18 protein-coding genes and 1 pseudogene are annotated in these 25,369 nt (G+C 61.4%); all 19 read right to left on the reverse strand.

The window, feature by feature from the left end; all coding sequences use genetic code 11:
* Positions 1-476: 476 nt before the first annotated feature.
* A complete protein-coding gene (locus tag ACOQFR_RS05705) occupies positions 477-1,760 on the reverse strand; it encodes a hypothetical protein (protein WP_421379802.1) in 1,284 nt (427 codons plus the stop codon).
* Between the two features lie 234 nt (positions 1,761-1,994).
* A pseudogene (locus ACOQFR_RS05710) lies at positions 1,995-2,405 on the reverse strand (TniQ family protein); the annotation flags it as partial.
* Positions 2,406-2,420: 15 nt separating this feature from the next.
* Positions 2,421-3,518: a TniB family NTP-binding protein gene (locus tag ACOQFR_RS05715; RefSeq protein WP_421379486.1), complete on the reverse strand. Its 1,098-nt coding sequence runs from the start codon at positions 3,516-3,518 to the stop codon at positions 2,421-2,423.
* Positions 3,518-5,494: a hypothetical protein gene (locus tag ACOQFR_RS05720; protein ID WP_421379488.1), complete on the reverse strand. Its 1,977-nt coding sequence runs from the start codon at positions 5,492-5,494 to the stop codon at positions 3,518-3,520. Before ACOQFR_RS05720 ends, ACOQFR_RS05715 begins: the two co-directional genes overlap by 1 nt.
* A complete protein-coding gene (locus ACOQFR_RS05725; protein WP_421379490.1) occupies positions 5,461-6,456 on the reverse strand; it encodes a hypothetical protein in 996 nt (331 codons plus the stop codon). The genes ACOQFR_RS05720 and ACOQFR_RS05725 overlap by 34 nt, the downstream gene beginning before the upstream one ends.
* Before the next feature lie 390 nt (positions 6,457-6,846).
* Positions 6,847-7,560: a M48 family metallopeptidase gene (locus tag ACOQFR_RS05730; RefSeq protein WP_421379492.1), complete on the reverse strand. Its 714-nt coding sequence runs from the start codon at positions 7,558-7,560 to the stop codon at positions 6,847-6,849.
* 2 nt (positions 7,561-7,562) lie between these two features.
* Entirely contained in the window at positions 7,563-10,685 is a 3,123-nt protein-coding gene (locus ACOQFR_RS05735; RefSeq protein WP_421379494.1) for a type I restriction endonuclease subunit R, read from the reverse strand.
* A 1-nt stretch (position 10,686) separates the two neighbouring features.
* On the reverse strand, positions 10,687-11,613 hold the full coding sequence (locus ACOQFR_RS05740) for an endonuclease NucS domain-containing protein (protein ID WP_421379496.1): 927 nt from the start codon (positions 11,611-11,613) through the stop codon (positions 10,687-10,689).
* A 35-nt stretch (positions 11,614-11,648) separates the two neighbouring features.
* The gene (locus tag ACOQFR_RS05745; RefSeq protein WP_421379498.1) at positions 11,649-13,520 is read right to left on the reverse strand and encodes a DUF4209 domain-containing protein; all 1,872 of its coding nucleotides are present in this window, start codon (positions 13,518-13,520) and stop codon (positions 11,649-11,651) included.
* 2 nt (positions 13,521-13,522) lie between these two features.
* Positions 13,523-14,827, reverse strand: a complete 1,305-nt coding sequence (locus ACOQFR_RS05750) for a restriction endonuclease subunit S (protein WP_421379500.1) — start codon at positions 14,825-14,827, stop codon at positions 13,523-13,525.
* On the reverse strand, positions 14,815-17,235 hold the full coding sequence (locus ACOQFR_RS05755; protein ID WP_421379502.1) for an N-6 DNA methylase: 2,421 nt from the start codon (positions 17,233-17,235) through the stop codon (positions 14,815-14,817). Before ACOQFR_RS05755 ends, ACOQFR_RS05750 begins: the two co-directional genes overlap by 13 nt.
* A 235-nt stretch (positions 17,236-17,470) precedes the next feature.
* On the reverse strand, positions 17,471-18,268 hold the full coding sequence (locus ACOQFR_RS05760; RefSeq protein WP_421379504.1) for an NrdJb: 798 nt from the start codon (positions 18,266-18,268) through the stop codon (positions 17,471-17,473).
* 104 nt (positions 18,269-18,372) lie between these two features.
* Complete coding sequence (locus tag ACOQFR_RS05765) at positions 18,373-19,011, reverse strand: hypothetical protein (RefSeq protein ID WP_421379506.1); 639 nt, start codon at positions 19,009-19,011, stop codon at positions 18,373-18,375.
* 578 nt (positions 19,012-19,589) lie between these two features.
* Positions 19,590-19,985 carry a glycine cleavage system protein GcvH gene (gene gcvH, locus ACOQFR_RS05770; RefSeq protein ID WP_421379508.1) on the reverse strand — a complete coding sequence of 132 codons (396 nt, stop codon included), beginning with the start codon at positions 19,983-19,985 and terminating at the stop codon, positions 19,590-19,592.
* A gap of 79 nt (positions 19,986-20,064) precedes the next feature.
* Positions 20,065-21,159 carry a glycine cleavage system aminomethyltransferase GcvT gene (gcvT, locus tag ACOQFR_RS05775; RefSeq protein WP_421379510.1) on the reverse strand — a complete coding sequence of 365 codons (1,095 nt, stop codon included), beginning with the start codon at positions 21,157-21,159 and terminating at the stop codon, positions 20,065-20,067.
* Positions 21,160-21,265: 106 nt separating this feature from the next.
* Positions 21,266-22,849 (reverse strand): ABC transporter permease, encoded by a 1,584-nt coding sequence (locus ACOQFR_RS05780; RefSeq protein WP_421379512.1) that lies wholly within the window; start codon positions 22,847-22,849, stop codon positions 21,266-21,268.
* A 4-nt stretch (positions 22,850-22,853) separates the two neighbouring features.
* Entirely contained in the window at positions 22,854-23,846 is a 993-nt protein-coding gene (locus ACOQFR_RS05785) for an extracellular solute-binding protein (RefSeq protein WP_421379514.1), read from the reverse strand.
* An 84-nt stretch (positions 23,847-23,930) separates the two neighbouring features.
* A complete protein-coding gene (locus ACOQFR_RS05790) occupies positions 23,931-24,362 on the reverse strand; it encodes an NfeD family protein (RefSeq protein ID WP_421379516.1) in 432 nt (143 codons plus the stop codon).
* Between the two features lie 3 nt (positions 24,363-24,365).
* The gene (locus tag ACOQFR_RS05795; protein WP_421379518.1) at positions 24,366-25,346 is read right to left on the reverse strand and encodes an SPFH domain-containing protein; all 981 of its coding nucleotides are present in this window, start codon (positions 25,344-25,346) and stop codon (positions 24,366-24,368) included.
* Positions 25,347-25,369 lie beyond the last annotated feature (23 nt).

Genomic DNA, 25,369 nt, shown 5'->3' on the forward strand with positions numbered 1-25,369 from the left:
CAGTCGAAGCATGGGGGAAAAAACCGGAAGTCATTACCGGCGCCCCGAACCTGAACGAGCATACCCTCCGTCGAGCCCAGGGCGAAGCAACCGGAAGCCCTTCCGGCCCCCGGCGATCGGGGCGTCGACCAGCCAGTCGAGGCCGCCTTCCAGAAGCCGGAAGAGCCCCCTGCCCGTCTTACTCGACCGGGTCCGGACCCCCGGCTCGGGCCTGCTCCAGCGGCCGCCTAGCCATCGCCCAAGGGCTGCGTTCCTATCTAGCCGCCCCCCGGCCCCTAAGCATGAACGAAGCACTGGTAGAGCTGCTGCTCAGCGGGCGTCCGGAAGAGGTCCAACATCCCGCAGTTACGCACCCAGCCGAGATTGACGAGGGATTGGACTACCGGCTGATTGCTCGGACGCAGTTCCGCCGCGGCGGCGTAGGCCGGTATCGTTAACAATATCCCGCCAGACCTTCTCGACTGGTACAGGCAGCATCACTCTGAGCCGACCAGGATCTGCAAACGGAACCTCGCGCACCACGCTTCGGCACGTTTTCTTGCGCCTGGCCTTATGAAATTAACGACGCACGGCAGGTTTCCGCCGCAATCGTCGTACCGCAGCGTAATCAAGTATCCATGCGGCATGTGACTGTGAAGAAAGCGAATCGGAACGCCCTGTTGTCTCGCGAACTCAGAAGCAGTTGCGTGTTTCTCGAAGAACTTTGAAAGCTTTTTTTTGGACGACGTGCAAAGCCGAGCTTTGCGATCGAGCCCTAGCGAAAACAGCGTGGCCCTAGCCTCCCGATAATCTAGCCCGAAGACCTCCTGCGTATGCTGGAGCAGACTTCGAACTCTGCCTTCGCGCCTCTTCTTCTTCGCTTGAGATAGCAGATCACTTTCCAAGTAAAGACAGCGAATCGAACGGTGTCCGGAACAGAAGACGGTCGTTCTCCCGTCTCTAATCGAAGCAACAAGTGCGACCTTGTCCTCCAACGTCGGTAGCGTGGAATACAGGTACTCCGTCACCGCGATCCGTCCAGCGTTGTTACGGCAAATCCTGGCGTGCTTGCAAACATCCCTCTCGAAGCGCTCGACGTCTTCCGAAGAAAGCGATCCTTCGACGGTTGTCAGGTACTCCGCCGGCAGATGTTCGTCTTGCCGGAGCACCTTCAGCAGCTTGTGAGGAACTCCGAGCTCACGAGAGACTGACCTAGCTTCGCGTAGCGGGTGCCGGGACAACTTGACCTGGCGAAGCTTCTCTATGTCAACCACCAGCCTCCCCTTTCTCGTCTTCCCCACCACCGTCCAGCTGAGCCTGCCCTTCCGGAACCAGCGCATCGCGCCGTACGCAGGAATGCCAAGTATCCCAGCAGCTTCATTTGTCGAAATGAAGCGTTGTGGAGGCAGTAACCGTTCGAGTGAAGCATCTCTGATAAATACCGGCATTTCGCGCCATTCCAATCGCCCATAGGCAAGTGCCTCCTTAACGACAAAACGAAGCTGGTGCTTCCGTTCGCGCGCATTCTTGTAGAGAAGGTAAAACAGCCAGTAGAACGCCCACTGGAAATTGTCGGTGTACCTAGTCTTCGGCACCTGCAGCTTGGCCCAGGTATCGCAGAACGAGTGAAATTCTGCAGGCCAATTCGAAAGTATCCGTCCTATCTGGGGAAGATGAGGAACCACTCGAAGTTCTGAACCCTTTACTCTTGAACCACACGCGATCGTTGTCATAACTCCGGCAAGTCCAACGAACAACCTGCACAACAGGTCCAAGTCCATAGCAAGGAGGCTTCGAACGGGCATCTTCAGCGACGCCGCCAACGAGATTGATTTGCGGCTGCCCGTAGTTTTAGCCCAAAGGATCTCAGATATTGCAACGAGCTCAGCGGAAGCAGGTTCGGAGGGCGCACTGCGAAAATCGTAGCCGCAATGACACGAAAGCAACTTCGAACGTCTTGCTGGGATCCTCTTTTGGCAGCCCGGGCAGTGCTTGAGCATCAACCTCGCATGTGTGTGGCACGCCACGTAGCCCCTGAGATCCCAGACAATCGGCACACGGCCATGAGCTTGGAGGCACTCCGGACAGACTCTGGCCTTCACGACGTCGACATGATGCGATGCAATCACGTGCCCGTGAAGCTTGCAAGCACCTTTGCTGCCGTCTACTACTCGGTAGCCAAACCCTCCTGGAAGTCGTCGTTCGCCAAGAATTGGGCTGAGTCGCGAGTACTCCCATCCGAGCGTCGGCACGTATTCAGAGCGGAGCATGGCTTGTGCGATCAGCGCGTGGACTCGCAGTCCATTCAGTTCAGCGAGGCGGCAAAGGTATCCCATCGGGGACTCGATAGGGTCCGGAGCTGGCGTCAAAACCAAGGGTTGTCGACTCGCGCGGTGCTTCACTCCTGGTCGCTTCTGCTTCGTCATTGTTAGTCGACTTCGCTATTTTCTAGTTCCGATCGAACCCGGGGCTCCTGACTTACGTGCAGCCGGCCCGGATTCCTTTCCGACCGCCTGGGCGGCGTCCAGACTCTCTTTCGTCGCCTCGATTACAAACTCCGGGTGGAAGGGATCTCGTTTTCCTGGCCAGCTGGATTCCTTTCCGACCACCACCCCCACAGCTCTGCGGAGCGCCTCGAATCCGAGAGGGATCTTCTTTCCCCGACACATGTCTTCAGCGACTCGTAATATCAGAACCAGATATCCGAGCAGGCCGCCTGTACTGCAGTACATCCGAAACATTAATGTGCCGTCATCCATGGATTTGTCGAATGGGATAGATTCTCTGAGTACCGCCGTTACAGAATTAAGCGCATCCGTGAAAAGCTCCCGATTCTTCTTGTTGCGCCAGTCCAGCCTCAGATACTGGATGGGTGCTCCGGTTCGCCCTCGAAGTTGTTCGTTGACTTCGAATATCGTTCCCATTCGATTCAAGCCAAGAAAAACTAGAGGCACTGCAGTTTCGTTGCCGATATCGATGAACAGATCCGCCACGGTGTGCTGGACCCGACTACCCCGGGCGTCCACGATGTGGTGGAGATCGTCAACAATCAAGGCTTGAAGTCCAACCATTTCGGCCACCTCGCCAATCCTCGCCAATCGTTCCACAGGATTCCTACGCTGATCCCAGCTCGAGTCTCCAAGAGCGCGAAGCACTTCTTGCCCTACGACCGACACGGAGGGAACTGAGGGGACACGGAGGTATCCCCGCGGCATGTGCAGGCCGTCTTTGTCTCTCCATGGCATATGCTCTCTGATTAGGGCTCGACCAGCGCAAGTCTTTCCAGCGCGACTAGGGCCCTGTCCGCGCACGCAGTTCTCCTTCCTGGCCTCCTTTGCCATTCTCAATGAGCGATCAACAGAGGCCTTGGTTTCCCTGAACCAGGGCAGTTGAATGAACATGCGGTCGATGGCCGAAGGGTTCTCGCCGGGCTTGAACCCATTCACAAACGTTTGCATCCTCAGGACCGCAGGATCGGCCGACCACTCGATCTTCGAAGGATGCTTGTCAGCGATGGCGCGGGTACCGTCGGCGGCCATCAGTAGGTCTCCACACCGACACCACTGAACTCCTCGTCGAAGCCCGAGTCAGCTTCAGGCGTCTCGCCTTGAGCTCCAGAGGGCGAAGAGGGAGCCGCTGCGGACGCTGCATCCGCCCTATCAGCAAAGGTCTTCTGAAGGGCCCTCGCCGCCTGGACACGGGTTTTGAGTGGCGATTCGGCCATACCTTGGTAGATGACTGAAGCCAGCAGGAGCTTCGCCTTCAGCATGTCTTCGAAGGTGGCCACACCGAGCCCCTGCTCCTTCGCAAACCGCCTGGTTGCCTTGTGCTGCCACAGCGTCAGGCCATCCGCGTATTCGGAAGTGACGCATGGAACCTCGGCCCTGAACCCCGCAGAATCATACTCAACGAGGATCGATCCGAGGTTGGACAGCGACGGGTACACGGTTACCTCGAGCTCTGCGCCGAACGCCTTGCGGAGTTCGGTAAGCTCGTCGGAGTTATAGAGAAGTCCGCTGTTGCAGTCGATGCCCTTGTGGGTAAGCGGCTTCGTCTTGGGAACGCGCATCAGGGTTTCGAGAACATGGATATCCGTTGCGAGCGGGATGTCGTCTTCCGAGATGGATGAACTCCACTTTCCGCGCGGGGCCATCTGCAATGAGCGATGCGGGTGGCAATGGTACTTGTCGACGATCCACGCGATCACACCGTTTCTAACCGCGGACAATGAGCACACAGCCCTTCCCACCGCGTCGTAGTCATCCTTGTCCTTGATGTTGCTGCGGGTCGTTCCCTCGATTTGGTGGCAGAATCCACGCATGAGCGTTCCAATGAATCGCTCGACAGTTCCCTTCTGCTCCGGCATCTTGCTGCCACACCATGCGACTTCAATACCGAGACATCCACCCATCCTATCGATTGCACCGGCGTAGTTTTCCAACGCCTGGTCGACAACCAAGGTGTCCATAAGGCCGTACATGTTCCAGGGGCCGACGAGCCCGGGAATGGACTCCGTGAGAGCAATCTTCGGAAGAAGCGCCGACCTGAGGCACTGACCAACAGTTGAAACGCTGGGTGGCTCAAACCCGATGTAGATTCCGAGAACGCACCTCGTGAAGACATCGATCGCAATGGCAATCGTCGGTCTCCCTAACGGCAGGAGCGTCTTGTCGTCTAAGACGATTAGATCCAGAACCGTATGGTCAAGCTCTACGCGCTCGAGAGGTCTCAAGGCACAGGTAGGTCCCTTGATAGCCCTGAACCTCCTAACTGCGTTCGCATGGCCGTAGCGAGCAGCGTGTAGATCGAACGCCGGGATGGACTTTATCTGGTTGTAGACCTGCCGCGCCTTGGGCAATGCTAATGGGGTCGCCTTCGGATTTCCCTTGTTCCACTCTCTGACGAGAATGCAAGCAGCTTGGTACGCTTCTATTCGCGGCTTGCGGAGCTGGTTGAGGTACTCCTCCTCGATAGCCTCCTCCACCATATCCAGAACAGGGTTTTCCAGCGTCTGTGGTTTTCGGCCGGCCTTATGGTTCTGCGGAAGCAGGGCTCGTGTATCCCAGCCGTACTCCTCTAGCTTTGACCACCAACGCCAGACCGTCGTGGGGTCGGGAATGAGAGGCACGACCTTCAGCTTCTCGGTGAGCTTCGGCCAAAGCTCCCGGATCAGCGCCCTTTGCTTCTTCGAAAGCAAGTCGAGGGCCCAAACTTCCTTGACGAGCCGGAACTTGGCCGTTGCCAGATCCCACGCTTCCTGGTCAACCTCGCTGGGTTTTCCGCGCGGAGTGACCTTGTACAACTCCTTGGCAATGTCGGTAGACAGGCGGTCCTTGATCAGGAACTCCAGCTTCCCTTCCTCGTAGTAGCGCCTCAGCGCAGAGAGAGATATTCGAGTGATAACGCCGTCTTTCGGGTCCTTCAACTGCCACTCCTCCCCGATACGGCTGTGGAGGACGGACAAGTTTCCTTCGATGGAAATTACCTGGTAGCGCCTAAGGCACGCTGCAGCCATGACAGGCTCTCCTCTGCGTTGGTGTCGCGAAGCGTCTGAAGCTGTAATGGCTCGCGATTGGCATCTGCCCAGTTGAGCGAGACGTCGCCCCTCATTGCCAGGTTCGCCGCGGTGTGGAAGGCGTGCCTTCCATCGAGGGCGTGACCGATGAGGTTGGCTCGCGATAGATTCGACCGTTCGGAAACCAGGTCCAGAATCTTCTTCTCCGCAATGCCGGACCCGGGCGCTCGCCCGAATCGAACCAGCGACGAGGCGTTCTCGACTGACGCACCGGCTTCTATGAGTGTCTGCCTGGCGACCATGTAGTTGATGCCAAGACACTTGAGCCGGGGCGAGATCAGCGCTGCCCGTATGATCGCCTGTTGAATGTTCCTGTCGAGGTTGCTCTTGATTTCGAGAATCCAGAGCTTGCCGTCGTACGTAAGGAACGCGACGTCTGGCACGTGGGCGCGCCAGATGCCATTGATGAAGTAGTGGATGGTGAACGGTTGCTCACCAAACTTGGTGACACCCGGGCAAACGTCGAGTAATCGAAAGACCTTCGACTCCAGCCTCGATTCCCAGTGGACCTGTCGGCCCATCTTCCAGCTAGGGTACTTGCCAGTCATCAGGCGACGCGATCGTATGACCAGCTTTCGCGCCCGCAGCGTTCCGAGGTCAGGCAGCTCGATCTTCAGTCCGAGCTGAGCGATCGAGTCGTTGTCAAAGGCCAGCTCACGTGTCCACGCGGTGAGAGACCCAGCAACATCTTCCAGCGGATCCAGAAGAGAAGGTTTTACCAGGAACGTCGAAGACTCACCTGGTTCAGCGAGCACGCGCTCGGCTTCCGCAATGCGACTGAAGCAGGTCCCTAGGCCCGAGCGACTCGAAGTCGCAGCGCTGGCACGCGCGCGGCCGTCAACCGCATCGTCTGCGCTGTCCGATTCTTTGCGCGATCGGTCCAGTGGCTTCGAGGCGTCCACGAGGCTCCTGCAGGCCGGAAGGGCCATAGCTCGTAGATCAGGTCCCGCCTAGACCGCCGGGCCGGGGCGCCCCCGCACTGTGGGTACCACGTGGCAACACCGGATACCGCCTCACCCGGGATTGGGGCGGAAGTAAGCGGCCTTGGGCAGTAGCCTGCTAGGGCCTTAAGCGCCCCAGCGAAAGGTCGCGCCGCGCAATAGGTTGCGCAGTGCTCTGAGTAGAAAAGAGGGAGAGTCGCTCGGCGCCGGCTGCGTGAGCCGGTTGGAAATGCGGGATGCTTTGGCCTACGCGCCGGCATCCGCTTGGAGGGTTTGGCATCTGGACATAGAGCCTCCGCTATCCGAGCTTTTACGCTCCAGTGCTTTGGCTGTCAACTCTAGCCACCTCAGTTACTTCACCCAGTCGACATGACCTAGGGGAAGCGTATTAAGCATATCTCGGGTTTCGCGCCACTGGGGGAGCGCCCGGTCCATGAGGCCAACGAACCTGGCGCCGTGCGTAGGCTCCCTCAGATGCACAAGCTCGTGGATCAGGATGTACTCAAGGCACTCGACTGGCTTACGGGCCAACTCCGTGTTCAGCCGGATACTTCCAAGCCTCGGGTTGCAGCTTCCCCACTTGGTCTTCATGCGCTGTAGATGGATTTTTCGGACCTGGACACCTAGCAGCTTCTCCCACCTCGCCAACAGGGGCGATAGCGCGTCACGCAGCTGACCGCGGTACCACGCCTCCAGCACGCCTCTCCGCTTGCCAGCGTCGGTGCCTGGTCTAACACGCAGATCCAAGGCCCTAGCGTGCAACCTGACGTCAGCGGGCCCGTCCACTTCCTTCACACGGAGAAGGAGCCGCTGTCCCCAGACGTAATGGCTCTCTCGATCGACGTACTCAAGATCGCTAGCGCGATCCTGTGCAATGAATCTTGCCTGCTGCCTCCTTATCCAAGGCAGCTTCCCAATCGCGAATAGCCGGATCGCGTCTGTCCCCATGCCCTCTGGCGCCGCAATTCGAACCCTGCCATCCGGAGGGTATACGCCAAGATGTAGATTCCTTATGGGCTTCCGGACCACATCTACCCGCAACCCGTGGATATCCAAGCTTTTCACGATCAGTACTCTGCCTGCTGCTTGATAATCAGGAAAAATCGCTCCACCTCGGTCTCGTCCTTTAAAAAGTCATAAAGCACCCGCTTTATCACCTGCTCACGAGCCTGCACGCCACGCCAGCCGTCTGGTCGGTCGCGCTTGATAGCCTGGTCGATCAGAACCGTCAATCGCAGCTTTGGGTCGACGTAGACAAGATGTTCCTCGGCCTGATGGACTCCGTCCGGTTCAGCCTTTGGCAACGTCATGTTGTTGTAGAGAGCTCGTCTACCGGGCGTGTCCAATGCAGGGGGCGCATCATCGGACTGACCAGCCTGAACCTGCCTCGCAAGCGACGCGATGCGCTTAAGGTACTCCTCGTAGGCGAGCGCATTCTCTTTCCGAAGCCGGATAATCTCATCCAGCAGCGTGGACATCCGATCATAGTAGGCCGGGTCGCTAATCTGCTCCTTCAGGATTCGCGCGCGGACGTTGTTCTCAATTGTCTCGGCTATGGCCTCTTTGTTGCCTTTCATCCCGCCTAGCTCGCTGTTGATCGCATCGGCAATGCCGGTATTGACGATCAAATCGAGGAGGCCGATGCCGTCGAACGGCGATATCTTGCGCGGCTCATCCGCATGAACATAGGTGTCGAGCAGATGGCGCATGTCGGCTTCATAGACCTTTAGGTCGAGGTTTTCACCGCTGGCCTTGCGAACGATCTCGCGCACGCTTGTGTAGTGCTTCACTCGCGAGTGAATACGCTCGATCTCCTGCGGCCCGTAGCCCGCCGCAGCGAGATCATCCAAGACGTTGGCGTAAACGCGCACCAACGCCACGGAAGCCTTGTACAGCGCGGCGCGGCGAGGTTCTCGCTCTTTCAAGTCGGTGCCGATCTCTGTGTTTCCGCAGAAGTAATGGATGTGCTCCAGCTCACCCATGGGCGCCAAAACCGGCTCGCATAGCAAATGCAGCTGCTCCAATGCCTGATCCAAGCGCTCCCTGCCCTTAGTCAGCCGGTCCTTCAATACTATCTCCGGGCCAGCGCCTCCGGCGCTGTGGTCCAGCTCCGAGCTGTAGACCGCGATGACGTTCTCGACCTTCTTGAACAAGTCCTTGTAGTCGACGATGTAGCCGAAATCCTTGTCCTCACCGTCAAGCCGGTTGGTACGACAGATTGCCTGAAACAAACCATGATCCTGCATCGACTTGTCGATGTAGAGGTAGCTGCAGGGTGGCGCGTCAAATCCGGTAAGCAGCTTGTCGACCACGATAAGCAGTTTCATGTTCGCCGGCTCCTTGATGAACAAGGATTTGGCCTGCTCCTCATAGGTCTCTGTCCTGCTCATCCCCGGTTTGACCATCACGTCCTTCAGCAGGACCGCATAGGTGTTGTAGATGACCTGTTTGTCGGTCTCGGTATTAGCGCCGGTTTCCTCAAGCGTCACGTCCTTTGCTTGGGGGTCATAGGACGTCACCAATCCGCACTTCCCCTTGAAGGGCGTAGTCTGGAAAAGGTTGTAGTAACGGCAGGCTTCGAAAATACTGGAGGCGACGAGGATTGCGTTCCCGCGCCCACTACTCAGCCTCGGTCGCTTCTTGAAGTCCAGCGTGATGTCCTGGATGACCTTGCGCATTCTAGGCTCGGAGCTGAGCACCTGCTGCATGGTTCCCCATTTCTGACGCAGCTCGGCCTTTTGCCAGTCGTTAAGGTCCTTGGAAACCAACTCGAACCATTCGTCCACACTGGACTGCGAGGTCAGCCGTTGGTCGATGTCGCGGGCCTCATAAACCAAGTCCAGCACCACTTCGTCCTCGACCGCCTCGCTGAACTTGTAGGTGTGGATGTAGCTTCCGAAGACTTCCAAGCTGGTCTGAGCGTCCTTCTTGAGCAACGGTGTGCCAGTAAATCCGATGAACACCGCATTGGGGAGTAACGCCTTCATCACCCTGTGCAGTCGGCCGCTTTGGGTGCGGTGGCACTCATCGACGAACACGAATATCTCACCCATGGCCGGGCTTGGCTGCGCCTCCAACTCTTGGATAAACCCGTCAAAAGCCCTCTCGTTGCGGCCGCGAGACTCAAGGCCAAATTTGTGAACAAGCGAGCAGAGCAGCCGAGGCTTGGCCCGGGCCAGCTGGGCCATAAGGTCCCGGCCGCTGCTGCTACGGTGCATATCTTCGCCGACCGAATCGAACACGCCCTTAATCTGCTTATCCAGCTCGTCACGATCGGTGATGACGACGACACGGCCATTGGGGTTGTTCTCCAGTATCCACTTGGCCAGCAGAACCATCACGATGCTCTTTCCGCTGCCCTGGGTGTGCCAGATGACTCCCCCCTTCTTTTGGCGCACATGCGTCTGCGCGGCTTTAAGTCCCGAGTACTGGTGCACGCGCGGCAGCTTCTTGATGCCACCGTCGAATAGTATGAAGTCGTACATCAGCTCTATCAGACGATCCTTGCGACAGAGCTTGCGGAGGTACTTGTCGAGCTTGAACCCGGAGTTGTCTTGCTCATCCTCCTTCCACTGAAGGAACATCTTCTCCGAAGTGCCGACGGTGCCGTATCGCAGGCCTTCAGAGTCATTACCAGCGAAGACGAACTGCACCGTACTGAAGAACCACTCATTGAACTCTGGCTTCTGATTGGACAGGCTCTGGCGGATGCCATCACCGATGCTGACCCGGCTGTTCTTTAGCTCGATCACACCGATGGCGATGCCATTGACGTACAGCACCAAGTCCGGACGGCGCTCGTGTCCGCCCTGCAGGGTGACTTCTTCAGCAATAGCGAAGTCGTTTCGCTCGGGGTGCATCCAGTCGACTAGGTGTACCGTCTCTGTCGCCTTCCCGGCCTCGGTCTTTACTGGAACACCGTAACGTAGCAGGCCATAGGCCGCTTGGTTGTTGCCGTACAGGCTGCGTCCGTGGTTGTTGGCTTCGGTTCGCAGTCGATGCAGGGCATTGGCGATCTGCGCGGAGTCCTTTCCGCACTTGCCCAACCAGTCGCTGAGCAGGCCTTCCTCGATGTTGCTGTTGCCGGACCTGTCCGACCAATCACCCAGGTAGCGCCAAGACAGCTGATCGCGGAACAGCTCGACGATGCGGTCCTGAGTTACACGCTCCGGCTTGCCGACATCGTTCATCTCAGGCCTTCATTAGCTTGAAGCTAATTTCGTAGCGAAAGAAGTCGATCGCGGGCGCCATCCGGAGGGCACGCCGGATGCGCTGGTCGTCTTCCAAAGCGATAATGACGCCACGCACGGTCTGATCTGCCTCCGCAAGCTCGTCTTGGACGAATCCCATATACCGCAGCGTCTGGCCGACGACCTGGTCACTTGCCCGCCCCTTCTTCAACTCCACCACCAAAAGTGTCTTCTTGTCCTTGCTGACTGCCAGAATGTCCAACTCACCGGTGTCGGTTCGCAGGTGGTTGCCTACCAGTTCACCGTTCTCCTGGTAAATGTCGTACACGCGGCCCAGCTCCGTTTGCGGCCAGTTCTGGACCAAGAATTCCTGAAGATGACTTTCCAGAGCGAAGGTGGCGGGGTCCTCCACATCCGGATCTGTGGCCACCAGGGCGGGTGGTGCGGTGCCACCGATTAAGGCTTCCAGCTCTGCCGCGTATTTGCTGATCAACGAGACTGTTCCGATAGAGCCCGTCGAATTGCGGAGCGCTTCGCTCATATCCGCCCGCGCGACCCTGGCCTGCAACCAGCGCACCCCGCGGCGGTGCGGCAAAATCTGGCCCGGCGCATAGCGATAATCCCCCTCGATGATGCCCACGGCGTAATGGCCGCTGCCGTCCGGACTGAGCACACAGTCGCCAGGCAGCAAGCCTTTGCACACGGTCCAGATGGCCCCGCAGGCGAGGCCTGCGCCAATACGGGTGAGCTCGGGGTTACCTGCCTGCAATACCGGAACGAAGCGAGCATTGAAGGCACGCCATTCGTCGGGCAACTGGCCAGTCAGATCCTGCTCTAGGCCAAAATCGACCCCGACGAAGCTGCCGGCAACGCACTCGGCCGTGTGGGTGCCTTTCCGGCCAAGCATCAGGCGGTAGTACTTCTTCATGGCAATTGAGTCTCCCTCTTCTTGGCCGATGGCCTTTACTTCTGCTCGCCATCGGCAGACTCAGGCCTGTTCCTTCGCGTTGCCACAAGGAAGGAATTGAACACGAGCTTCAAGGCCAACCACCAGGCGTAAACCACGTAGATGGATCGATCTAGGTCATCGTCCAGCAGGCCGTGTGCAATTGTATTGCGGAGGTTTGGACCGTTGGCGTCGCAGAAAAGCGCTCTGAACTCGAATTCCAGGTCGTCGCCAAAGACCTTGGCCGCCTCGGGCGAATCCATAAGTGTGCTCATTCCGCTTTCATTCTCGATCCCGTTGCTGTCCAGCGTCGTGGTCTTCACGCCGGCCTGCTTCAGTGCCATCCGAACCATGTTCTCGATCTGGGGCACAAGCAGGTGGATCGCGGATGCCCAACTACGCTCGTAACCGGCAAACAAGCCCATCCCGAACAGCCGCTCCCGACCCCTGGGAACAATCGGAGAAGCTGCAGCCAGCGCTATGAAATCGGCTTCGCGTAGGCGGTGCTCCATCAAGACGACTTCCAAGGCAGGAAGTATTTCACCCTGCACAGCGAGGCCAAGAAGAATCTCGTAGTCATGAATCATCTGGCTACGGATAACGATTTCGTCTTCAGGGGTCGGATCACCTGACAGGCTTAGTCCGGGCCGCTTTGCGATCACGCGACCGTCCCGACTGAGCGTAGTCGCCCCTAGAAATGCTTGAAGCGGATGCCTGCGCAAGGATTCCAGCGCATCTTTGCGAGCCTGCTTTACATCAACCCCAGGGTGCAAGTTGACCAAGGCCATCAGCGCATCGTTTGCGCTCTTTCCCCTTACACAATCGCGTGCGTGCTCCACCAGCTTTGTGATGTCAATCTCTGGTGACCGGATGGTTCCCATCTCGTCCAGCGACCTCTCCCCAGATTGGGTGAGTAGGGTTCGCAGTTCATCGATGCGCCCATCTACACGATGGCGGGGTCGCTCCGCCCTGGGGATCGTTCGATAGACCTGGATGGCGTCCTCGTAGAAGGATGCCGCAGCCATGTGGCTGGGGCTTCCGGAGGAAACCCTAGCGTTTGCCTGCTTTGCCAGGCACTCGGCCTGCGACACAGTCGCGTCCGCCGCCTTCTCGATACTTCCTGCGAGTTGGAACCACTCGCTTGCCATCCGCCAATAGTCGACAGCACGATGCAGATCTCCCACACCTTCAAAATGGCGAGCCAACGTTTCCAAGCTCGCCGCCACTTCTTTGCAGCGATCACCCCCAAGTCGATTTGACTTGAGAAGCTCCGCGAGCCAGAGCGCCAGATAGCCATCTTCACCGGTCGCGGAAAGGAGTGACGCAAGGATCGCCGCCTCAATCGCCTGCAGCCGGTCTCCAGCCGCTAGTCGCACCATTCGAGCCAGGCCAATTGCGCGCTCCCAGCACTCTCGGCCATCACGAACCCAGGTTTCTGTATCCAACGGAATCGAGCGATAGGCATCGATTGCCAGAAGTGCGAACCGAACTTCGCGGGGCCTGCCCGTAACCCACACTAGATCCGCCAGCCTCGCCTTCAGACGTACATCGTCGATCTCATCGACGATCTCCGCGAAGAAGGCGACATCCTCGCTTTTCAGGTCGTCCGGAACTGACGACCGTCTTCCGTCCATGACCATAATGGGCTTGAAGGGCTCGTTGATGCTGCGAGGCGATAGCATCATTGAGCAGGCATCGGCCAGCAGCCATAACACCTTGCCATGGGTATCCCGACCTTGTTCCATGGCCTGCCTTGCGGCAGACGATAGAGTCTGCCACATGGTGCTATAGCCCTCTCTTGAGCTGCCTCCCAGTACTTCGCGCCATCCGCAGTCGGAGAAATCCTCCCTTTTTACTGCCAAGGCTTCCGGATAGCGCTCGACGTTCATTTCTAGACCCCTGTTACATCGACGGGCAGCCGGATTCGTCCCGTCAGCAGCTGCTGCGTCATGCCCTGCTTTATCTGCTTGACTTTAGTGAGCTTGGTCTCGACGGCGGCGAGGTCGGCGTCCATGTCGGAAAGGATGTCTGCGATAGCCGATTGCTCCGGTAACGGTGGCACGGAAAGGACGATCTTCACGATGTTCGACTTACTTACACCCGACACCTTTGTGCCTACCGCATAGAACCGGAACTGCTGCCTTACCTCTTGAGCCTGGAAGCAATAGCGACGGTACACCTTGTCCAGCACTTCTCCGCTTGCCTTGGCGACAATTGTGTGGAGCCCGGAAATGAATGGCTTTGCGCTTGGGTTCACCACAACAACGTGCCTGCTGGCTCCATCCTCATCCTCCGAGGCATCGACAAAAACCACGTCGCCGTCGTCGAGCAAGGCAGTCGAAGAGACTTTGCCAAGGGGAACGTCAAGTCTTGGGATATCGAGGTGCTCAGCTTCGAGATCGATCCACGTTCTTGCCGTTGTGTGGATATCCCCATAGTGCAGGTAACAGTGGCCTGTCGTAGACAGCTGTTCGCGCGAGGCCGATAGACCACCACTGACGGAGAACAATTCTCCTAGTGCTTTCTCTTGCCATACTTCGCTGAATCCCGGCAGCCGTCGGCGGCCGCTGAGCAGCCCCTGCATAGCACCTTGCTTGATCTGTCGCTTCTTGACGAGCAACTGCCCCAGGGATTCGATCAGTGAATCCGCATCGGACAGCGCCTCGGCGATTGCTTCTTGTTCCAAGACGCTTCGCGGCCACGCCAGCTGGAGCTTTTCGAATCTGCTAACGCCTAGATGAGCCACGGAGGTGGTCTGCAATGCGATCCTGCTAAAGACCCCCGTCTTCTGGCAATGTCGAAAGACCTGCTCTGCGTAACCCGCAGATGTGCCTTCAGCAGCCCGGAACCTCACTAGCTGATTCTGCATTGCGCATGGCTCAGGGTATTCATTCCGGTACATCGCACACCTGCCAACCAAATCAATGCTTTGGCCTTCGTTCAACAAGACGTCGCCGTATCTCAGACTGTTGCGTGAAAACTCCGCCTCAGACATCGGCATAAACAAAACGTCATCTAGGTCAATCCGCCCATCAAAGACATTTTTTGTGCGGAGATAGGGTCGCTGCGTGCCGGGGGCACTAGCGGCCAAGGCTTTTCCGGCCCTTACAGCTCCCATCTGACCGACAGGCTTAACTTCCCAGTCATCAGGGATAAGTCCGACGTCCGACGGCTTGTATCCCTTCAGAGCGCCCATGCGAACCCCATCTTCTCCAGATGCCGATGCACCTTGGTCTCCAGCTCGGCGGCGAGATTCGCAACCCTGGGCAATGGAGTCTCATAGCGCTCGGCCAGCTCACGCACCCTCTCGGTGAGCCGCTGACTGATGCGCTCCATCTCGCCGTGGATATCGACGTCCAGTGCAGCCAGCCATTTGTCTTCCACCACCAGCTTCTTGATCTCGGCTTCGCCAAGCTTGGGATACCGCGCCAACACCGCCGCGTCGAGTGCGGCCTCCGCCTCTTTAAGGCGCTTTTTGAGTTCGGCCTCCCTGTTGGAGAAATTCAACCATGCGTTCAAGGCGTTCGCCTCGTCCTTCGCGTCCTTGTCGCCCTTGATCTCCCTCAGTCGGGCGGCGACGTTGGCCTTGTTGACCTTGTCTACCTCCGCGTACAGACCTTCATCGCCGCCGTGCTCTTCTTCCAGCTCTGCCATGCGCGCGGCATTTGTTTTCAGCTCCGCCGCCAGCGCGGCGATCGCGCCCTGCTGTTCTGAAAAGTAGCGCGCCACCATCAATGCCTTCGGCACAAGATCGCAGGTCCAACCCTTGTCCACCTGCTTGTCGGGTTTGCCGTTCTTGCCTTTCTTAGTCTCGACTATCCGGTATGGCTGCGCCTTCCAGCCTTCGCCGGCGATCAGGTAGGCGTCGTCCTGCATTGTCGTTGCCCAGTAGTCGCGCAGGTGCTGGTAAACGGCGTAGGCATCCATCAGGGGCCTATCGCGATAGTGATCGAGCAGGCGCTCGGCCAATGCGTGGATCAGTTCCTTGGGATGGAAGCCGGGCTTGAGCGCCTTGAGTCGCTTGGCTTCAGCATCGCGCCATTGCTTAAAATGAGCGTTCATGCCGTCCACGAAGGCAGTGAACTGCGCGTGCCCATAGATGGTGAACTTGATCGCCGCCTTGTCTACCGCGAGATTCACATAGCCCTTGCGGTTTGGCTTGAACATTGCGATTCGCAGCTTAGGGCAGACCTCCCAGTACGGCTGCAGGGCATCGATGTCCGCCACTGGGATGCCGCCCTTGAGGTGGCCCTCTATATCTTGGCGGTCCTCAGCCTGTTGGCCATCGATGTAGCGCGGCAGGTTGAGGTTCCAGTTGTTCTTCTCAATCTCGTGAAAGCCGACCATGCGGCCGTAACGCGGGTCGCTGCCGTCTTGGCGGGTAAAGACGTCGACGATCTTGTGAATGTCCTGCTCGCGCAGGCGGTTCTTGGGGCCTTCCTTGATGAATCCGACGCTGGCATCGATCATGAAGATGCCCTTGCGCGCGGCGGCGTCCTGCTTGTCAAGCACGACGATGCAAGCGGGGATACCGGTGCCGTAGAACAGATTGGCCGGCAGCCCGATGATGCCCTTGATGTAGCCCTTGCGGACGAGTGCCTTGCGGATCTCGGCCTCGGCGTTGCCGCGAAACAAAACGCCGTGAGGCAGGATGCAAGCGCCCTTGCCCGTGCTCTTGAGCGAACGGACGATGTGTAGCAGGTAGGCATAGTCGCCCTGCTTGGCCGGAGGCACGCCGAAGGCCTCGAAGCGGCCATAGGGGTCATGCAACGCGTCGAAACCGGTGCTCCATCGCTTGTCGCTGAAAGGCGGATTGGCGACGACGTAATCGAAAATCTTGAGGGCCTCGCGATCCTTGAACTTGGGATCGGCCAGGGTGCTTCCCTGCACAATCAAGGCGGTTGGGTTGTTGTGCAGAATCATGTTCATGCGGGCTAGGCCGCAGGTGGCCGCGTCCTTTTCCTGGCCATACAGCGTGACTGGGGTGCCAGCTTCATCGCCGACCTTGAGCAGAAGCGAGCCCGAGCCACAGGTCGGGTCGTACACGGTGGTCGCAGCGTTTGTCTTGACGCTCTTGATGCCGAGCAGCTGCGCCATGATCCGGCTGACCTCGGCTGGCGTGTAGAACTGGCCCTTGCTCTTGCCACTTTCGGTGGCGAAGTGGCGCATGAGGTATTCGTAGGCGTCGCCGAGGATATCGTCGCCGTCAACGCGGTTCTTCGAGAAGTCCAGTGCCTTGTTCTCGAAGATCGCAATCAGATTGGTCAGACGCTCGACCATTTCCTTACCGCTTCCAAGCTTACCGGCGTCGTTGAAGTCCGGTAGGTCAGAGAGCTTGTTGGCCTTGGCCAGCGGAAAGATGATCCTCTTGTTGATGTCATCGCCGATCGTGGGCTTGCCCTTCAGCGCCACCATATCCTTGAAGCTGGCACCCCTAGGAATGGTTATCGGCGCATACGGCTGGCCGGCATACTTGTCGCTGATGTACTTGATGAACAGCAGCACAAGGACGTAGTCCTTGTACTGGCTGGCGTCCATGCTGCCGCGCAGCTCGTCGCAGCTGGCCCAGAGAGAAGAGTAAAGCTCAGATTTCTTAATGGCCATCAGGGGAAAAGCACCCGCAAAAACAAGAGGATAGCCTAGCCTGAGGTTTCTCCCTAGAGGCTTTCGCTCCAGCCTCGCGCAATAGAGAAGGGGCCCTAATGGGGCCCCTCGCGGTGTCGCGGCGGTGAGATCAGGCCCGGCTTGCGGGAATTACGTGCTCAACTTGCACGAATTTCGATCTGTCCTTGCAGGAATTACGTCTCCCCACAGCTGCGTGACCGCGGGCCTCGGGCGCTCAGCCGCACTTGCTGTAGCCGCAATTCAGGCACGTCGCGCAGCCATCCATGATCACGGTGGCCTTGGTGTTGCACTTGAAGCACATGGTCGCGCTGGGCGGGAAAGAGGCGCCGTCGCCGGTAACCTGCACCGCCTCGTCAGCGCGGTTCGCGCTGTCGGTGCCGGCTCCGGCGACGTCGCCGCTCAGACTGCTGGACTCAGACTTTTTTTTTGCGCGGTTCTCGTAGGCCGCGCGCTTCTCGGCGATCAGCTGGCGCTGGGCGTCGCTGAGTTCCGGGTCGATGATCATGCCGATGGACTTCAGGTGCTCTTCGACCACGGAGCCGATTTCCGCGACGATCGACGGCATGTAGACGCCGCCGGCCTTGAAGTAGCCGCCGCGCGGGTCGAACACGGCCTTCATCTCGTCCACCAGGAAGGTGACGTCGCCGCCCTTGCGGAACACCGCGCTCATGATGCGCGTCAGGGCCACGATCCACTGGAAGTGGTCCATGTTCTTGGAATTGATGAACACTTCGAACGGGCGGCGCAGCTCGTGCTCGGTGCCGGGGTTGAGCACGATGTCGTTGATGGTCACGTACATGGCGTGCTCGACCAGCGGCGACTTGATCTTGTAGGTGGAGCCGATCAGCACCTCGGGGCGCTCGACCTTCTCGTGCATCTGGATGATGTCGGCGCCGGCGAACTCGACGACCACAGGCGCGGGCGCGGCGACGGGCGCGGCGGCTTCCTTGGCCTTGTCTTCGGGCTTCTGCACGCTGTAGGACTTGATCTTCTTGCTGATCTTGATGGCCATTTCTTTATTCTTTGCGCTTATCGGGATTCGGTGGGAGCTTGCCCGGAGCCCCCCGCCGCCGGGCGGCGGGGGGTCGGGGTGTTACATCGGGACAGCCTCAGGCTTTAGCGCTTCCTGGCAACCTTTCGGGCGGTCTTCTTGCGGGGCGCCGACTTCCTGGCGACCTTCTTCGCGGCCTTGCGGGCCGGAGCCTTCTTCGCCGCGACCTTGCGGGTCGCCTTGCGAACGGTCTTCTTGGCGGCGGCCTTCCTGGCCGCGACCTTGCGGGTGGCCTTCTTGGCCGTCTTCTTCACTGCCGCCTTCTTGGCGGCGACCTTGCGGGTGGCCTTCTTGGCCGACTTCTTCACCGCCGCCTTCTTGGCCGCAACCTTGCGGGTGGCCTTCTTGGCGGCCTTCTTGGTCGCCTTCTTCGCGGTCTTCTTCACAGCCTTCTTAGCGGCCTTCTTGGCCGGCTTGCGCGCGACCTTCTTGGCAGCCTTCTTGGCGGTCTTCTTGGCAGCCTTCTTGGCGGCCGGACGCTTCGCAGCGGCCTTCTTCACGGTCTTCTTGGCGGCCTTCTTGGCCGGTTTCTTCGCAGCTTTCTTCGTAGCCATGGTCAACTCCTCGTCAGTTGGCTTTTGGACTGCCCAGTCACAAAGGCACCGCCACGGGACGATTCCCGCGACGCACCGCCACCGCGCGCAAGGCGCAGCGGACGGATGGGGTCCGGCGCGGTGCGCCGGAAATGAAAACGCCCGGACCATGACCGGTCCGGGCGTGGAATGGGGTGGTGTCGCGGAAGCCAGGTTTACGTTTCGCGGAGGGATGGTTGCCCTGATCCACCGTCGACTGGGTCGGGGTGGAGTTCGGTGTTGTGGCCCGCGTTGTCGAATCGTTCCTGATCACTCGCTTCCGCAGTTGACATCTGCTGGGCGAAAGCTAATCAGGGGAATTCTTGATGTCAACAACTTTGCAAAAAAAAGTTCAAGGGGTGGCGGCCGACCGGCGACTCGGAAATCGCGCGGGCGGTGCGTACGAACTCTTGGCGTCGGCACGCGGGAAAAATCATCGCGATAAAAAAGCGCTGGAAAAAAGCGCTGCGCGCGAACCGCACTTGTCGGCGTCGGCGTTTTCGTCGACGCGCCGACGCGTTTTGCGAAGGCGTCGGCGACCACTTCCGGCCGCCGGAAACGTCCTCCGCCGGCGCCGCGCGAAAGCCGGTTTTGCGCGTCGCAAAACCCCGAACTGCGCGAACTTCCACCGTCGCCACCACCGCCACCCGCAAAAAAAACCGGCCGCTCGAGGCGGCCGGTGGGTGCTGCGCAGCGGTCGGACGCCGGGCTCAGTGGCCTTCGTCTTCCAGCAGCTGGGCGTAGTCGTCGGGCGAGAGCAGCTCGTTGAGCTGGTCCGGCTCGCTGGCTTCCAGGACGAAGATCCAGCCTTCGCCGTAGGCGTCCTCGTTGATCGTCTCGGGCTTGTCCGACAGCGCCGAATTGACCTCGACCACCTTGCCGGCGATCGGGGAGTACACGTCGGACGCGGCCTTGACCGACTCGACCACGGCGGCCGCGCCGCCCTGCTCCAGGGTGTCGCCGACGTTGGGAAGCTCCACGTACACCAGGTCGCCGAGCAGGCCCTGGGCGTGGTCGGAAATGCCGACGGTGATGCGGCCGCTGTCTTCGACGCGGGCCCACTCGTGGGACTTGAGGAACTTCAGGTCGCCGGGAATCTCACTCATGACAGGCCTCGGTGGTCGGTGTGCGGCTGGGGGGTGTGGGTAGTCTAGCGGGGTGCAGGCGTCGTGGCATCCGCCGCCGTCATCCGAGCACGCCGGGCTGGGCGGCGCCGTCCCGGACGAAGGGATACTTCACCACCCGCACCGGCAGGCGCTTGCCGCGGATGTCCACCTCGGCGGTGTCGCCGGTGGCACCGGCCGGCACGCGCGCCAGCGCGATCGCCTTGCCCAGGGTCGGCGAGAACGTGCCGGAAAGGATCTCGCCTTCCCCGGCGGCGGTGAACACCGCCTGGCCGTGGCGCAGCACGCCCTTCTCGTCCAGCACCAGGCCGATCATCTGGCGGGCGGCGCCCGCGGCCTTCTGCGCTTCGAGCACGGCGCGGCCGGTGAAGTCGCGGCCTTCGTCCAGCGCCACGGTCCACGCCAGGCCGGCTTCGTAGGGCGTGGCCTGCTCGTCCATGTCCTGGCCGTACAGCGCCATGCCGGCTTCCAGCCGCAGCGTGTCGCGTGCGCCCAGGCCGGCCGGCTTGACCCCGGCGGCCAGCAGGCGGTTCCAGAAATCCACCGCCTGCGCCTCGGGCACCATGATCTCGAAGCCGTCCTCGCCGGTGTAACCGGTGCGCGCGACGAACAGCCCGTCGGCCTCGCAGGCGACGAACTTGGCCAGCTTGCCGGCCGCCTGCGCCGCGTCGGCACCCAGCAGCCCGATCACCCGGGCGCGCGCGTTCGGACCCTGCACGGCAATGATGGCCAGGTCGCGGCGCTCGCGGATGTCGATGCCGAAGGGCGCGGCCTGCGCGCGGATCCAGGCCAGGTCCTTGTCGCGGGTGGCGGCGTTGACCACCAGGCGGAAGAAGTCCTCGGCCAGGAAATAGATGATCAGGTCGTCGATCACGCCGCCCTTCTCGTCCAGCATGCAGGCGTACAGCGCCTTGCCCGGCACCTTGAGCTTGTCCACCGAGTTGGCCACCAGCTGGCGCAGGAAGGGCCGCACGCGCTCGCCGCGCAGGTCCAGGATGGTCATGTGCGAGACGTCGAACATGCCGGCGTCGCGGCGCACCTGGTGGTGCTCCTCGATCTGCGACCCGTAGTTGATCGGCATGTCCCAACCGCCGAAGTCGACCATCTTGGCGCCCAGCGCGCGATGGGTTTCGTTCAAGACCGTCTTGCTGCTCATGGAGGACCCTGGCTGACCGGAAGCCGGCATTATCGCAGAGCCGCCCACCGCCGACACGGACGTGCGCGCTCCGGTCCAAAGCGACCGAAGCACGAACGCGGACGGCCTACCGCTGTTGGCGCACCAGCCACCACACGGGCAGCAGGCCCACCGCGCACAGCCACAGCGCCGGCCACGCGGCCTGCGCCCACAGGCCTTCGGTGGTGTGGCTGTAGATCTTCACCGCCAGCGTGTCCCAGCCGAAGGGACGCAGCATCAGGGTGGCCGGCAATTCCTTTACCGTTTCCACCAGCACCAGCAGCACCGCCGCGACCAGGCCCGGGCGCAGCAGCGGCAGCACCACGCGGCGCAGGCGCTGCAGCGGTGGCACGCCGAGCAGGCGCGCGGATTCGAGCAGGGACGGCCGCAGCGCCTGGAAAGCCGACTCGGTCGCCTCGTGGCCGACGCGGAAGAAGCGCACCGACAGCGCCATCAGCACCGCCACCAGGCTCGAGCTCAGCGCCAGGCCGGACAGCCAGGGCACGGCGCGTTCGGCGGCCACCAGCATCCACATCGCGCCCACGGCGAGCACCGTGCCGGGCACCGCATAGCCCAGGCCGGCGGTGAAGCCGGCGGCATGCACCGCGCGATCACCGCCGCTGCGCCGGCCCAGCCAGGCGAAGGCCATCGCCACCGCCAGCACCAGCGCGGCCGCCATCGCGGCCAGGCACGCGGTGTTCCAGGCCGCCTCGCCCACCTCGGGCAGCGACCCGCGCATCGACCACGACCACGCGCCCAGCTGCAGCAGCGGCACCACGAATCCCAGGCCGACCGTGGCCGCCGCCGCAAGCGTCAGCGACCAGCCGCGCCAGCCGCGCAGCGGCCGCCGCGGCGGCGCCATCAGCTGCGGACCCGCGTGGCGGGCGCGGCCGCGCGCCACGCGTTCCAGCACCAGCACCAGCGCGACCAGGCCGACCATGCCGAAGGCCAGCTGCGCCGCCGCCGTCAGCGAGTACAGCCCGAACCAGGTCTTGTAGATGGCGGTGGTCAGCGTATCCACGCCCAGGATGCTGACCGCGCCAAAGTCGGCCAGTGCTTCCAGCAGGACCAGCGTCAGGCCTGCCACCCACGCCGGCCGCGCCATCGGCAGCGCGGCGCGGAAGAAGGCCGCCAGCGGACCGTGGCCCAGCGAGCGCGCCGCATCCATTGCCGCACTGCCCTGGCGCAGGAAGGCCGCGCGCACGATCAGGTAGACATACGGATACAGCACCAGCGCCAGCACCGCCGCGGCGCCGGGCACGCTGCGCAGTTCGGGGAAGGACGCGGGCGCGCCGCCGAGCGCACGCCACATGGTCTGCAGCGGACCGCCGTAATCGGCCAGGCCCACGTAGACGAAGGCCACCACGTAGCCGGGCAACGCCATCGGCAGCACCAGCGCCCAGTCGAAGAAGCGGCGGCCCGGCCATTCGTAGCGGGCACTGGCCCAGGCGAAACCCACGCCCGGCACCAGCGCGAACACCGACAGCAGCATCAGCAGGGACAGCGTGTTGCGCAGCGCCAGCGGCAGCACCTGATCCACCAGGTGCGGCCACACCTCGGGCTGCGGCACGCCCAGCGCCGACGCCAGCCACAGCGCCGGCAGCAGCATCGGCAGCGCCAAAGCCCAGGCCAGCACCCGCGGCCAGGTGCGGCGCGCGACGCCGGGGGTCATGGGCTCAGCGCCAGCCGGCGCGATCCATCAGGCGCACGGCCTCGGCCTGGCGATGGCCCGCCACCGAGACGTTGACGCGGTCGGCCTTGAACCGGCCCCAGGCCGCGACCACCGGGTCCAGCTTCACGTCGGGCTTGGCCGGGTATTCGAAGTTCACGCCCGCGAAGTCGGCCTGCACCGCGTCCGAGGCCAGCCACTCCAGGAACTTGCGCGCCTCTTCCTTGTGCCGCGAGGCAGCGACGATGCCGGCGCCCGACACGTTCACGTGCGCACCCGCGCCCTGCTGGTCGGCCCAGAACACCTGCACCGGGTAACCGGCGGTGTCGTGCTGCAGGCGGCCCAAGTAATAGGTGTTGATCACGCCGACATCGCACTGGCCGGCGGCGATGGCATTGGCCAGCAGGGTGTCGTCGGCGAAGGGCGCGGTGGCCAGGTTGGCGACCCAGCCGCGCACGATCGCTTCGGTGCGCTCGGCGCCGAGGCGCTCGATCATGGTGGCCACCAGCGACTGGTTGTAGACCTTCTTGGACGAACGCAGGCACAGGCGGCCCTTCCACTTCGCGTCGGCCAGGGCCTCGTAGGTGGACAGCTCGGCCGGCTTCACCCGATCCGTGGAATAGACGATGGTGCGCGCGCGCTGCGACAGCGCGAACCAGCGGCCCTGCGGATCGCGCAGGTTGGCGGGGATGGCTGCTTCCAGCGCCGGCGATTTCGTCGGCGCCAGCAGGCCGCGCTCGGCCGCCTGCCACAGGTTGCCGGCGTCCACGGCCATGAAAATGTCGGCGCGCGTATTGGCGCCTTCGGCCGCGAGGCGCTCGATCAGCACCGGCGCGCCGTCGGACAGCAGGCGCACGGTGTTGCCGGTTTCCTGCGTGTAGCGGTCGAAGATGGGTTTGACCAGCGGTTCCTTGCGCTCGGTATAGACCACCAGCTCGGCGGCCTGCACGGCGGGGGCGGCCAGGGCGGCCAGCAGCAGGAACAGGGCGGTACGCGTCATGGGGCTCTCCGTCAGCGGAATGCCCAAATGCTAATGATTCTCATCAGTAAAGGGAAGGGAGCGTGCCCTTCCCCTCCCGCAGCCTCAGTCGGCCCGCTGCACCTGCAGCGACATGCTGCGCGCCGCCACCACCCGCACCCGCGTGCCCTGCGGCAGGTCCGGACCTTCGGCGGCCCAGAAAGCGTCGCCGATCTTGAGCCGGCCGCGTCCGTCGACGATGGCCTGGTCCAGCACGTACACCTGCCCCACCAGCTGCTCGCCGCGACGGTTGAGCAGCGGCTGGTCGCTCTCCTTCTCCTCGCCTCGGAAGAACTTCATGTAAAGGAAGATGGAGACGAAGGACAGGCCGATGAAGGCCAGCGCCTGCCCGATCACCGGCAGCGGCATGAACAGCAGGATCGCGAACACCGCCGCGGCCGCGAAGCCCAGCCACAGCATGAACACGCCCGGCGCCATCGCCTCCAGCGCGATCAGCACCAGCGACAGGCAGGCCCAGACGATCAGCTCGGTGCGCATGGATCAGCCCCCGAGGCGCGGCGGCTGCGGCTGCGGCTGCGGCTGCGGCTTGGCGGCCGGGGTTGCGGCCGGACGGCCCTGCATGCCCAGGCTTTCCTTGGCCAGCTCGGCAATGCCCGCCAGCGAGCCGATGATGCCGCTCGACTCCATCGGCATCATCACGAACTTCTGGTTCGGCGCCTCGGCCAGGGCCTTGAACGCCTCAATGTACTTCTGGGCCACGAAGTAGTTGATGGCCTGCACGTTGCCGTTGGAAATCGCGTCCGACACCATGCGCGTCGCGTTAGCCTCGGCCTCGGCCAGGCGCTCGCGCGCCTCGGCGTCACGGAAGGCGGCTTCGCGCTTGCCTTCGGCCTCCAGGATGGCCGACTGCTTGTCGCCCTCGGCGCGCAGGATCTCGGCGGCGCGCTGGCCCTCGGCTTCCAGGATGTTGGCGCGCTTCTCGCGCTCGGCCTTCATCTGCCGGGCCATCGAATCCACCAGGTCGCGCGGCGGCTGGATGTCCTTGAGCTCGATACGGTTGACCTTGATGCCCCAGGGGTGCGTGGCCACGTCCACCACGCTCAGCAGCTTGGCGTTGATCTCGTCGCGCTTGCTCAGCGACTCGTCCAGGTCCAGCGAGCCGATCGAGGTGCGGATGTTGGTCATCACCAGGGCGATGGTGGCCTGCTCGAGGTTGCTCACCTCGTAGGCGGCCTTCGCGGCGTCGAGCACCTGGAAGAAGATCACGCCGTCCACCTTCACCACGGCGTTGTCGCGGGTGATGACGTCCTGCGAAGGCACGTCCAGCACCTGCTCCATCATGTTCACCTTGCGGCCCACGTTCTGCATGATCGGGATCAGGAAGTGCAGGCCCGGGCTCATGGTGTGGGTGTAGCGGCCGAAGCGCTCCACCGTCCATTCGTAGCCCTGCGGCACCATGCGCACCGTCTTGATCAGCACGATGATGCCGGCGATGACGATGATGATTGCCAGGATGTCCATGTCTGCCGCTCCCCCAGGGTGAT

This window comes from Arenimonas sp. MALMAid1274 (genome assembly GCF_049195245.1).
GTDB lineage: Bacteria > Pseudomonadota > Gammaproteobacteria > Xanthomonadales > Xanthomonadaceae > Arenimonas.

Coding starts and splice junctions, on each gene's coding strand:
- gcvH (WP_421379508.1), bottom strand. CDS start 19,985: ATGAGTGAGATTCCCGGCGACCTGAAGTTCCTCAAGTCCCACGAGTGG.
- ACOQFR_RS05795 (WP_421379518.1), bottom strand. CDS start 25,346: ATGGACATCCTGGCAATCATCATCGTCATCGCCGGCATCATCGTGCTG.
- ACOQFR_RS05735 (WP_421379494.1), bottom strand. CDS start 10,685: ATGAACGATGTCGGCAAGCCGGAGCGTGTAACTCAGGACCGCATCGTC.
- gcvT (WP_421379510.1), bottom strand. CDS start 21,159: ATGAGCAGCAAGACGGTCTTGAACGAAACCCATCGCGCGCTGGGCGCC.
- ACOQFR_RS05785 (WP_421379514.1), bottom strand. CDS start 23,846: ATGACGCGTACCGCCCTGTTCCTGCTGCTGGCCGCCCTGGCCGCCCCC.
- ACOQFR_RS05760 (WP_421379504.1), bottom strand. CDS start 18,268: ATGGCCATCAAGATCAGCAAGAAGATCAAGTCCTACAGCGTGCAGAAG.
- ACOQFR_RS05750 (WP_421379500.1), bottom strand. CDS start 14,827: ATGGGCGCTCTGAAGGGATACAAGCCGTCGGACGTCGGACTTATCCCT.
- ACOQFR_RS05755 (WP_421379502.1), bottom strand. CDS start 17,235: ATGGCCATTAAGAAATCTGAGCTTTACTCTTCTCTCTGGGCCAGCTGC.
- ACOQFR_RS05790 (WP_421379516.1), bottom strand. CDS start 24,362: ATGCGCACCGAGCTGATCGTCTGGGCCTGCCTGTCGCTGGTGCTGATC.
- ACOQFR_RS05720 (WP_421379488.1), bottom strand. CDS start 5,494: ATGGCTGCAGCGTGCCTTAGGCGCTACCAGGTAATTTCCATCGAAGGA.
- ACOQFR_RS05745 (WP_421379498.1), bottom strand. CDS start 13,520: ATGAACGTCGAGCGCTATCCGGAAGCCTTGGCAGTAAAAAGGGAGGAT.
- ACOQFR_RS05765 (WP_421379506.1), bottom strand. CDS start 19,011: ATGGTCCGGGCGTTTTCATTTCCGGCGCACCGCGCCGGACCCCATCCG.
- ACOQFR_RS05780 (WP_421379512.1), bottom strand. CDS start 22,849: ATGACCCCCGGCGTCGCGCGCCGCACCTGGCCGCGGGTGCTGGCCTGG.
- ACOQFR_RS05715 (WP_421379486.1), bottom strand. CDS start 3,518: ATGGCCGCCGACGGTACCCGCGCCATCGCTGACAAGCATCCTTCGAAG.
- ACOQFR_RS05740 (WP_421379496.1), bottom strand. CDS start 11,613: ATGAAGAAGTACTACCGCCTGATGCTTGGCCGGAAAGGCACCCACACG.
- ACOQFR_RS05705 (WP_421379802.1), bottom strand. CDS start 1,760: ATGGACTTGGACCTGTTGTGCAGGTTGTTCGTTGGACTTGCCGGAGTT.